Consider the following 11,676-nt stretch of genomic DNA (forward strand, 5'->3'; position numbering starts at 1 on the left):
CGCCAGGTGCTTCAAGTCGGGAAACCCGCCCAACGCACTGGCTCCCCTTACACCCCTACTTCGCATAAGCCAATGGATCTTTCAATCCCAGTTCTGCAAAAGCTGCAAGACGCAAACGGCAAGAATCACAGACACCACAAGCAACATCGCCTCCTTGATAACAAGACCATGTGAGTTCCCAAGGAACACCCAATTTATTCCCGAGTTGAATAATTTCAGTTTTTTTTAGCTGAATTAAGGGTGTATTGATGTAAATGCTTTGCCCTTCGCGTCCTTGTTTTGTTCCTAAACGAAACACTTCCTGCATGGCTTGGATGTAGTCAGGACGACAATCAGGATATCCAGAATAATCTAGAGCGTTAACACCGATGTAAACACACTGAGCAGAAATGGTTTCAGCATAACCAAGGGCAAAACTTAAAAAGATCGTGTTGCGAGCTGGAACATAGGTAACCGGAATACTTTGAGACATTTCCTCTATGTCACGCTTATAGGGCAATTCTATAGCATCATCCGTAAGAGCAGAACCTCCCCATTGTCTTAAATCAAACTTTACCAATTGCTGGTCTACCACGCCTGCTTTTTCAGCAATTGCCAAAGCTGAGTCTAACTCTCGTCGATGTCGCTGTTGGTAATCAAAAGAAATGGTATGGCAGTTATAACCATCAGCGATCGCTTGGTATAAAACTGTAGAAGAGTCTAAACCACCAGATAATAAAATGACAGCTTTCATAATCAACTTGCTATACGTGTAGAAACCCAGTACTTGTGTCTTTCGGACACGCTACAAAGAACAGGTCGCAGAGGAAGCACAATCCGGAACTTTTAAGTTCAGTCTCAAATCTACTAATAATGATTGTGTCAGGCAATTGAGCCACACCCGTAACTAAAAATTAGGGGCTACCACCGTCCTGCTTTATTGTAGATTTATCTTTCGGTAATCATTTTTTTGTGAAACAAAGAGCACTTGACTAACGTCCTAGTTATTTTCAAAAGCTAATAAAAAAAGTGATTATAGTTTTTGTACTTTACAAAAAAAGCATCAATTTAAACACTTCTTATAAAAGCGAGTCATATGGCGGGAACTCACAAGAAACTTTGAAATTCTTCATAAACAGAACCTCTATGTTACCATCTGGATGGTTTTAGACGCATAGTGATTGGTAGCTGAGTGTCAAGTTCAAGGACTATAACGTCTCTAAGTGTGGTGGTTGAGGAGAGAATAACAGTGCAGAATAGAAGTATGTCAGTGGGAGAACAAAATGGTCAAGTACAGCGCAATTATCCACGACCGATCCGCATAGGCGTGATCGGCGTGGGTAATATGGGACAGCATCACGTCCGAGTACTGAGTTCAATGAAGGACGTTGAACTTGTTGGTGTAGCAGATATAAATGTTGAACGAGGATTAGAAACAGCCAGCAAGTACAAGGTACGCTTTTTTGAAGATTATTGCGATCTCCTGCCACATGTACAGGCAGTTTGTATTGCTGTACCTACGCGTTTGCATTACGCCGTTGGAATCAACTGTCTTTTGGCGGGAATTAATGTTCTGATTGAAAAGCCAATCGCAGCCAGTATATCTGAAGCCGAATCACTCGTAAACGCTGCCGCCGATTCTCAATGTATTCTACAAGTAGGTCATATAGAGCGGTTCAGCCCAGCATTTCAAGAATTGAGCAAGGTGTTGAAAACTGAGGAAGTGCTGGCGCTAGAGGCACATCGTACAAGTCCATATTCAAGTCGGGCAAACGATGTCTCAGTTGTTTTGGATTTAATGATTCATGACATCGACCTCCTTTTGGAATTAGCCGCAGCACCTATAGTAAAGTTAACAGCTAGTGGTAATCGTACATTAGACTCTGGTTATTTAGATTACGTAACTGCTACTTTAGGGTTTGCCAATGGTATTGTTGCTACTGTGACTGCCAGTAAAGTGACTCACTGCAAAATCCGCCGCATTGTTGCTCATTGTAAAAACCCCTTCACTGAGGCAGATTTTCTTAGAAATGAAATTTTGGTTCATCGACACACTAACGATTATCGGCAAGCACTTTACAGACAGGATGGCGTGATTGAAAGAGTTTCTACAAGCAACACTGACAAATTAGGAGCAGAGTTAGAGCATTTTGTCAACTGCGTACGTGGGGGAAATCAACCTTCAGTTGGTGGTGAACAAGCACTCAAAGCCTTAAGATTGGCAAGCTTAATTGAGCAGATGGCGTTAGAAGACCGTGTTTGGAACCTATTAGATTGGCAATCTGAACCAAAAGTGCAATCTTTGACACCCACTGTTTAACGGAACAAAAGACAGTTAACAGCAGGGTACATCAATGTATAGAAAGGGAATGGGGGATCGGTTGTAGGGGGGCGAGACAATAGAATCTCGTTATCATCCACAACCTGTAACCTATACCCTTTTTTATTTATGGAAAGTGTATTTTTTAACAAAATTAGCTAAAAAGTATTTAGATTACGACTTACGCAAAAACTCTTTCAAACTCGTATTTCTTTGTGTCCTTTGTGGTGCATCCTAGGTATACGCCGAGATACATTTTTCGCTTATTCCTGCGTAAGTCCTGTAAAGAAAGCAAGTTTGATGTAGTAACAACAAATGACTACAAAACTTCTGTCACAACTTCACCGAATACACTTTATGCTTGAATGGATAACCAATACTATTAACTCTCTGGGCTACTGGGGAATTGCTCTGTTGATGTTTGTCGAAAATCTCTTTCCCCCAATTCCTTCGGAACTCATTATGCCATTGGCCGGCTTTACAGCAAGGGCAACTCCAGAAAAACTTAATGTCTTTGGCGTCTTTTTTGCAGGATTGCTGGGTTCGGTATTTGGTGCACTTATCTGGTACTATCCTGGTAGATTATTCGGGGAAAAGCGTTTACAAGCTTGGGCAGATAGATACGGTAAGTGGCTAACTATATCAAGTAAAGATATTACCAAGGCAAAGAACTGGTTCGACCAGCAAGGTGGCAAAGCAGTTTGTATTGGTCGCCTTGTACCCGGAGTGCGCACCTTAATTTCTGTACCCGCAGGCATGAGTCATATGCCGCTGCTACCATTTTTAATCTACTCAACTTTAGGTAGCGCTGTTTGGGTTGGTTTGCTAACATTCTCAGGATATGCCTTGGGTAGTCAATATGAACTTGTGGACAAGTATCTGGCTCCTGTTTCTAAAATTGTGGCTGTAGTTCTGATCCTGGGATTTGTCGTCTGGGTGATGAAGCGTAAGCGAAAAAACAGGAGAAAGTAACAATTCTTGTTTCTAACTTGCGTTGGAAAAATAAGTAAGTAGATAGTTTTAATTAAATATAAAATTTAGCGTTGGCCAAAAAACCCGAATTGGTAATAAAGCAGGGAACTTTCCTGCTTCCACTAACGCTATCGAGGAATTCATTACGGCTATTTACTTACTCTTTAGTATAAAAGCAATTTTTTGCAACTCTGCTTGTTAGTTTTGCCATTCTATGATATCTAGTGAAACTTACGTGCCATGTTTATCGCTCAACAACTAAGTGATTGTTTTTATATTGCTTGCTACAGTTGACGCAACAGATGTTTTCTGGTACACCCATTTCTGTAAGATGAGCATGATAACTTGTGAGAGCTAAGTTAAGTACTAGGAGCTTTTATGACAGACCAACCTTCCGCTGCCACTCCGATGAATGCCGCTGCTATTCCAATGAATAGAGTTTCAGCCGCAACGCCGATAAATGCTGCTCCCCCTCAACCAATTGCTGGTGTACCGGGGAAAAAGATTCTCAGTATTGATTTAGGTAGAACTTCTACAAAGACTTGTATTAGCCGCGAGTCTAATAATGTGACGTTCGTCTCCGCCAACGTGAAAGAGATGTCAATGGAACAAGTGCGTGGAGGTGTTTTTGAAGCCCGCGCGACTGATCCTTTGATGGATCTGTGGTTGGAATATCAAGGCAATGGGTACGCTGTTGGTCAATTGGCAGCAGATTTTGGAGCTAACTTAGGAGTGGGTCAATCTAAAGTCGAATCCGCACTGATCAAAGTCTTGGCTTGCGCTGGCTACTTTAAGCTCAAAGATGAGATCTCTGTGGTACTCGGTCTGCCTTACCTTTCTCAAGAACAATTTGAGAAGGAAAAAGCACAGCTCATCAGCCAACTCAGTGGTCCTCATGTGATGAATTTTCGCGGAGAAAGCGTACCATTGAATATCAACAAGGTTTGGGTCATGCCAGAAGGCTATGGCAGCTTACTATGGTGTGAGGCTCAACCAAAGAAAGGTACAGCAATGCCCGACTTTACCAAAGTCTCTGTAGCCATTGTTGATATTGGACATCAAACCACCGATTGTTTGATGATTGATAATTTCCGCTTTGCCCGAGGTGCGTCAAAGAGTGAAGACTTCGGTATGAGCAAATTTTATGAACTGGTTGCTGCTGAAATTGAGGGCGCAGACAGCCAGTCTCTATCTTTAATTGCTGCAGTCAACCGAATCAAAGGCGATCGCTTCTACCGTCCCAGAGGTGCAAGCAAGCCTACCAATTTAGATGACTTTCTCCCCAATTTGATAGAAATGTTTTCTCGCGAAATCTGTAACCGCGTGCTAGCATGGCTACCAGAGCGCGTTACCGATGTAATTCTCACCGGAGGAGGTGGAGAATTCTTCTGGGAAGATGTTCAACGCTTGCTCAAAGAAGCAAAAATTAATGCCCATTTAGCTTCGCCGTCTCGGCAAGCAAACGCTTTAGGGCAATATATTTATGGAGAGGCACAGTTATCCAACGCTCGCGCTAGAACTTAACACTGATGTTCCAATGGTCAAAAAAAGTAGTGAAATCCGTTACGTTTGAGCCAGGGGTGGCTGATGAAAGCTTGTTAGCTCTTGTGGAAAGTCATTTGGAGAAAGATCCCCAAAAAACTTTCAGCGACCTCTGTAAAGAAGCCTTATGGCAATCTTTGTGCGTACCGGAATCTGTACGACCAGCCCCGAAACCAGCAGCAGCAGCAGCAACACAAGGGGTGGAACAAAAAATTCTGGAACAAAAAATTGCTGCACTGCAAAGTCAGATAGCTAACCTTGAGGAACGTTTTTTTGCCAAGGAAGCGAATCGGTTGGAAATGCTGGAACAGCAGCTCATACAACTGAGCCAACAAGTGGCTCAATTGGCTATTATGCTGAACAATGTTTCAACCACTTCCCCTCCAACCCCTCAACAGGTCTCAGCCATAGAAGTTATCAATTATACTTCTAGTCCTAATCATGCTGCTGCTACTCCTTCTCAAGAAGTTGATCCAGTTATCAGCCGTATTAGCCAGTTTCTGGATGATTTCTAAGGACATTTCAGGCTGTTAATGTGTTTGACTGGTATAAAACCTCCTTAATGAGAATTCTCTTAAGGAGGTTTTATATTTATGAATTTTTATTGTTTTGTATTAACCACTTATATGTGGACTGAAATTCCTACTTAATCGTAAGTGATTAGCCGGACATGATATTACTCAATAACTAAAACCTCTTGTGATACTCAACAACTGCCCGATTATCATCTAAGAAATTGGTAGTTGCACGCAGACGAAGGGAATTATTCAGTCGATAATTAACACCCCATTGGAAAGGATCGTTTGTTGTCAAAATCTTGAGGGTAGAAATAGAGATCCTACGATTCAAGTCTACCCCAGCCTCCGCTGCCAACTCCAAACTTGAACTCGTCCTACCTGTTTGTACACTATCAGAAAGAATAGTTGGGAATAAACGCAGTTCACTTAAACCCAGTGCAGTACCAATTTGATTTAGAGGTTCTTGAAGATTGTTCAGTACAGCCGATCCTGCTATATTAATAAGTCCCAAAGTAGCATCGTTGTTGCTCCCTTCTTGATTATTTACATATCCACCCCCAAGCAGGGCAACAATTTCTGTTTCGGTGCGTGCAGGACTGCTTGTCAATTCTACACTTTGATCGAGTTTACTTGCAGGGCCTTGTACCCTAGCTTCGACACGAATATTTTCTAAAGCTGCCAACCCTGTAATATTTGGTTTATTGAAGTCAGTATTTTGAAGAACGTCGAGTACTTTGGCAAATAGTTGGACGTCTAAGTTGGGGTCACGAGGTTGATTTGCCCGAAAAATAGCTTTATGCTTATACCCATTAACAAGGTTAAATCGAGTCGTAAATAAATTGACGCTTCCTCCCTTTAGCCGAATAGTTCCTTCTGGTATTGGTTCGCCAAATGAACCGTTGACGGTTAGGGAACCAGTTGCACGGAAACTAAGAATAGGTGGACGGGTAATTTCTACGTTTTTGCCTAAGTTTAACTTTAAATCCTGAAACTTAGTGGTTGTATTGCTAACTTTCGGACTCTCTTTAGGAGTTTCTTGCTTTGCCGCCTTTAAAGGTGAGACATTCGTATCATTGCTATTTTCAGGGGTAGTTGGATTTTTAGATTCTGCAAGTGATACCTGACCATTATCTAACTGCAATTGACCACCAACCATTGGGTTAAGCGCAGAACCAGTCAAGAGCAAGTTACCACTGACATCTCCCTTGTAAAGTTCCTTAATATTCAAAGCTAATTGATTAAGGGTCACATTGAGAGGATTATTTATTTTTGTTCCTTGGTTGGCGACAGGAATTTCCCCTTGTGCCTCAACACTACCTTGGTTATTATACTTACCTCGAAGATTTTGCACGATGATGCGGTCTAAATCAAACTGCACTTTTCCTGTAATATCTGTCAACTTTCCTGGTAACGATTGAGATGAAAAGGTAGCATTATTAACAGTGGCAAGTCCATCTATGATCGGCTGTTGCCTTGTACCCCGTACCATCAGGTTTATTTCTCCCTCACCTTTTTCAAAGGCTACCTGGTTGGTTAACAGGTTTAAGACTGCCAATCCTTCATTTTGCACTTTCATCTCCAGACTAATATTATCCTTGTCTGGTTTTACGGTAGCAAAAGGTAACTGATATGGTATACTACCGGCAATCTTAACAGGTTCTGAACCAGAAACCACAACGTGACTGCCAAAGTCCAAGCGACCATTGGCATAGTTGAAACTCGCAATTGCTGAGTCTACTGCCTTTTGATTCAGAGTCCCTTGTGCGATTTGCAATTCTCCCCTTGCCTGTGGATTTTGAATGCTCCCTGCTAACGCTGCTGTGCCGTTAAGATTACCAGTTATACCAACTGGCATTTTGACAAAATTATTCAGCACTTGTACGGGGAAGTTGATCACTCGCAATTGACCAGATTGTTCACTACCGCCAATATTACCTGTTAAGGCGATCAGCCGGTTCCCAGACTCAATTCGCAAAGGTAAAAATCTGAGAACACCGTTTTCAAATCTGCCTTGAGCAATCACTTGGTCTGCTTTATACAACTGCTCTAGTTTATCTCCCCGGCCCCAAACAAAGTTTTGACCGTTTAAATTAAAGCTGACATCCAGTCCGTTCGCAGCAGCAGTATCTATGGAGACTTCACCATTGAAAGTTCCTTTTAAATCTTCTAAATCTGGTATGCGAGAAGCATCGCGACGCTGTTGTTTGTGTTGTGCGAACTGGGATTCAATTTCAGCAAAGCGGTTAAGTTGGGTTAACAAAGGCTGATTATTTGCAAGCCCGACTGACTGAATAGAACTCAAATCCGCTGCTTTGCCATAGTTTGGTTCAGACAAACCGCGTTGGACATCTTGGAATTCGTATATCTGTAGCGCACTCAAGATATCTTGCACCTCACCCTGAGTCACGTTAAGTTTACCTTTGATTTGCGGACCTTTGGGAGTTTGGGTGAAAGTCCCAGCCATGGCGTAACGACTAAGACCTTTGACAAATTCACCATTTGTGATGGTAGCTTGACCATCACCATAACTGAACTGTGCATTCAGGCGATCGCCTTTTATCCTACCAACTTGAGGCTTCTCAATAGCAACATCCCCCTGTGTCGCGAATGTCTTTTGATTAACTTGAAAATCCCCAGTCAAAACTCCTGCAATTGTACCTTTACCAAGATGACTGTTAGCAGGCGGGGTAAGATTTAATATCGCTAAGGGGAAATTGTCTACTTTCACTGCCAAATTATCCCCTTGACTTTGACCGCTGGCTAATGAATCTTGCCACCGCACTAAGAAAGAGTTGGGGCGATTGTTTGCATCTGTGTTCACAGTAATGCGATCGCGTTTACCTGTGACATCTAAATTTAAACCCTGTCCCTGTCCCGACTGAATATTCCCAGTTAAAACCGACTCAAAAGGCAATTGATTCACCACCAAGTCGCGTAACCTGAGTTCTCCTTGTATATTTGGTGCTGGTAGTGTGCCGTTGATTCTCCCACCAAAATCGGCTTTACCGGTTAAGCCTACACTCTTGGATAAGGGTATTGGCAACTTTTGCAGATTCAAATTTTGTGCCTGAACGTTCAAATTGAATTCAGTAATTTCTGCTATACGTTCCCCACTAGATTTGGCTAAAATGTAACCATTAGCATTCAAATCCGGGGAAGTGGCTCGCTCAATGTTCAGCTTTTGTCCATCCCAACCAACAGCTGCTGTGAGTGGTTGCTCAATACCACCAAGACCTTGAGAAAACTGTACCTGACCAGAGGCACGCACGTTAGATATCTTGAAAGCTCCCACGGTGCCTGCGACTTGCAGCTTACCACCGAACTGCCCCCGCAGCTGCTGCGACAACCGTTTTAATTCCACACCAGAAGCATCAACCACAGCCTGATAGCGACCATCTGCCACTTGAATACTGGAAGCAGTCACAGTGCCATTTGCGACATTTAGTCGCGCCTGACCTGTCGCTTTTATCGCTTGTGGCTGAGACGAATTAATGAGACCAGCAACATTGAATTGACCACTTAAATTACCGTTCAACTGCGGTGATACTTGTGTCAAACGCTGCAATGGTACGTTATTTGCTTGAAGTTGCATTTGATAACGACCGTTAGCAAGTTCAATGTTAGAGGCGCTGACTGTGTTACTTCCAAAATTCACACGTGCTTGTCCTGTCGCTGTCACAGCTTCTGGTTTGAAAGATTCAACTGAACCAGCAACGTTGAACTGTCCGGTTAATTTTCCCTGAAATTGTGATGGTGATTGTGCTAACTGTTTCAAATCAACGTCATTAGCGTTAAGTTGTGCTTTGTACAAACCCTCTGCCACTTGGATTTTAGAAGCTGTAATTGCGCCACCCGCAACTAATAGCCGTCCTTCGCCCGTCGCATGCAATGTTTTGAGGTTGAAAGCGTTTGTGTTTCCTGAAACTTGGAACTTACCCGCTAATGGTCCTTGTAAACTTGGAGGCGCTTGTTTTAGTAAGCGTCCCAACTGTACACCATTTGCAATTAATTGAGCAGAAAAGCTTTCCTCACCAAATTGAATGTTAGAAATGGCAACTGTGCCACCTGCAAGTTGAACTTTTGTGTTATCTGTGGTGCGAATCGTGGCAACTTTGAATGGGGCTGAGGTTCCTGATAAGATCAGACGACCGTTGAACCGTGCGTCATCAACAGAGACGTTTTGTACTTGGCTGGGGTTGACAAAACGCTGCACTTGTAGTTGTGAGGTATCGGCGATCGCCTCCCAACGCTGATTAGCCCAATTGCCAGCAATTTGCACTTTACCACCAGCAACATTAAGATCAACATTCCGGAAAGAAACAGATTTGTCTGGGGCGATGATAGTTTCTCCGCTTCCGGGGTAGGTTGCTTGGGGTGCTTGCCATTGTACTGTTGTCTGAACCTTGTTATCACTGCCAATCATCTGGGCTGTACCTGAGACAGTACCAATTTGAAATGCAGGTTTTGCGTCATAAACAGAGGCTATCGCATCTCCCGGAACGTTCTTTGCTGTGACGTTAAAGTTGATTTGAGGAATTTTGTTAACAAATTGAACTTTACCAGCGCCTGTGATTTCACCACCGACTGCGGCTTTACCCTGAATATTTTTAAAAGTTATGACAGAAGCAACAGGAGAAAACTCAAACTGTGTGCTGACAGTATTAAAATCGACTTTATCAATTTTTGCTGTTTTGATGGTAGCGACTGTGCCAGAGAGAATTGGATTGGTAGTTGGTCCAACAAGCTGTAAGTTTGCCTTAACTTCCCCAATTGTCGGTACTGGCAATTTTACCTTGAGAGTTTCGCGGGCATCTGCTACATTCACCGAATTCACACGTGCAACCAGGTTGTAGCCTGCTTTTCGGTCAATGGTACCGCTACTTACCAAGGGGATTTTGCCATAACCCGCAGAGACATTCTCTAACTGCATTTCGGTTTTTTCAAACCGCAGGTGACCTTGAGAATTCGTAAATGGTTGTGGCATTCGGGGAACTTGAAGTTGAACCCCTTGCAAAGTAGCATTACCGAAAATGAGCGGGTTTTGCTGTTTTTGTTTGAGTTGAATGTTGAGAATTTTCAGATCACCCTCAACTCGACCTGCTTGAAATTGTATGGGTAACTTAACGATGCGAGAAATCTCAGTAGCAAGCAAGTTTTGCCCACGCAGGGACTCTAAATTAATTTCTTGTGTCTTTGGACGAAGGTCTCCCTGTATGGAAACGTTACCACCATTATTTGATTCTCCACCCAAATCAAATTTTATTAGTTTGTAGTTTTCTAATAGCTCTGCAGTTCCGTTGATTTGTGAGAATGCTACGGAGGAGGGAGGGAGTGTTACCGTTTGCGCAGCACCTCCTGCGGGGCTAGGGAGCCGTAGGCTGGGAGAGAGGGAAGGAGGGAGAGCTTCTTTACCTTTCTCACTGTTGTTTTCTCTGGTTTGTTGTACCCCAAGTTCCTCTACTTTCCTCTCCTGCGGTACCAAGATCAGCTTGGCATTGCGAAATCGCAGTTTGTCTAAATTTGTTTTAATCGGTCCTTTTTGAGGTGAGGGGATTATTTTTGTGGTTAGCCAGCGCCCTTGTTGATCTTGTTTAATGTAAACATCTGGGTTGACTAAGGTGACGTCTAGGTTGAGCTTTCGCTTAAACAACAACTGTAATGGATCAAAACCTACCTCCACACCCTCGACTGTAACTTTATCTGGATCTATAGATGTTGCTGGGATGGCTGAAGCTCCAAATTTCACTCCTGTAAGCGATAGTTGCTTGACCTGTCCCAGTTCTACTGGACGGTTCAGTGTAGTGGTAAGATTGCTTTGCGCCAGTGGCACTAATTCTTTATGAATCAAATTCCACAGTCGCCAAGTACTGCCGAGAATTCCAATAAACAAAATTCCGCCCAAGGCAATGCCACTACGATTTAAAATCAGCAGCCATTGATACTTTTTATAAAAATGGAGGGATTGGGAGTGATCATCTGGATTAAAAGCTTTGGTCATGTCGTCTCTCACTACTGACTAACCGAAACAGTCTTGAGCGCCGAGTGTAAATTCTGAAAGTGTTATCAGTTTACATTCTTTGAGAGACTCAGCGCTCAGAAAGAGGTTTAAAGCCTATGCTAGTTGCATAATAGTCGCTTTCAGGAAAAACGCCACTTGCACTGAATACTGGTAAACCCAAATCCAGCAGTGGCTCAACGGACAGATGCGCGACTGTCAGGAGACCCGCCCACCGTGAGACAGCGCTATGCAGGAGGGGAGCCAGTGCGTTGCGGTGAGACCACTGCTGCAGGAGGGTTTCCCGACCTAGGCATCTGGCGTAAGCGCAAAGCGCACGCTGCGCGTTC

The 11,676-nt window shown here is 43.2% G+C and carries 6 protein-coding genes; 4 read left to right on the forward strand and 2 right to left on the reverse strand.

Annotation, left to right across the window (positions count from 1 at the left end):
- Positions 1–55 precede the first annotated feature (55 nt).
- Positions 56–733 (reverse strand): 7-cyano-7-deazaguanine synthase QueC, encoded by a 678-nt coding sequence (gene queC, locus AC5590_RS08020; RefSeq protein ID WP_169268449.1) that lies wholly within the window; start codon positions 731–733, stop codon positions 56–58.
- A gap of 489 nt (positions 734–1,222) precedes the next feature.
- Between queC and AC5590_RS08025 the strand changes: the two genes are divergently transcribed.
- The 4 genes from AC5590_RS08025 (at position 1,223) to fcmC (ending at position 5,328) form a co-directional block, all read left to right on the forward strand.
- On the forward strand, positions 1,223–2,299 hold the full coding sequence (locus AC5590_RS08025; RefSeq protein WP_348982777.1) for a Gfo/Idh/MocA family oxidoreductase: 1,077 nt from the start codon (positions 1,223–1,225) through the stop codon (positions 2,297–2,299).
- A 357-nt stretch (positions 2,300–2,656) separates the two neighbouring features.
- Positions 2,657–3,271 (forward strand): DedA family protein, encoded by a 615-nt coding sequence (locus AC5590_RS08030; protein ID WP_169268454.1) that lies wholly within the window; start codon positions 2,657–2,659, stop codon positions 3,269–3,271.
- Between the two features lie 378 nt (positions 3,272–3,649).
- Positions 3,650–4,795 carry a filament morphology actin-like protein FcmB gene (gene fcmB, locus AC5590_RS08035; RefSeq protein WP_169268451.1) on the forward strand — a complete coding sequence of 382 codons (1,146 nt, stop codon included), beginning with the start codon at positions 3,650–3,652 and terminating at the stop codon, positions 4,793–4,795.
- A gap of 5 nt (positions 4,796–4,800) precedes the next feature.
- Positions 4,801–5,328 (forward strand): filament morphology membrane protein FcmC, encoded by a 528-nt coding sequence (gene fcmC / locus AC5590_RS08040; RefSeq protein ID WP_169268452.1) that lies wholly within the window; start codon positions 4,801–4,803, stop codon positions 5,326–5,328.
- Positions 5,329–5,500: 172 nt separating this feature from the next.
- Here the strand turns inward: fcmC and AC5590_RS08045 are convergent, their stop codons facing one another.
- A complete protein-coding gene (locus AC5590_RS08045; RefSeq protein WP_169268453.1) occupies positions 5,501–11,329 on the reverse strand; it encodes a translocation/assembly module TamB domain-containing protein in 5,829 nt (1,942 codons plus the stop codon).
- Positions 11,330–11,676: the final 347 nt, after the last annotated feature.

Source organism: Brasilonema octagenarum UFV-OR1 (assembly GCF_963888615.1).
Lineage (GTDB): Bacteria > Cyanobacteriota > Cyanobacteriia > Cyanobacteriales > Nostocaceae > Brasilonema > Brasilonema sennae.

What these genes read in the sequence shown, in the direction of transcription:
- queC (WP_169268449.1), bottom strand. Translation starts at nt 733, where the DNA reads ATGAAAGCTGTCATTTTATTATCTGGTGGTTTAGACTCTTCTACAGTT.
- fcmB (WP_169268451.1), top strand. Translation starts at nt 3,650, where the DNA reads ATGACAGACCAACCTTCCGCTGCCACTCCGATGAATGCCGCTGCTATT.
- AC5590_RS08030 (WP_169268454.1), top strand. Translation starts at nt 2,657, where the DNA reads ATGCTTGAATGGATAACCAATACTATTAACTCTCTGGGCTACTGGGGA.
- fcmC (WP_169268452.1), top strand. Translation starts at nt 4,801, where the DNA reads ATGTTCCAATGGTCAAAAAAAGTAGTGAAATCCGTTACGTTTGAGCCA.
- AC5590_RS08045 (WP_169268453.1), bottom strand. Translation starts at nt 11,329, where the DNA reads ATGACCAAAGCTTTTAATCCAGATGATCACTCCCAATCCCTCCATTTT.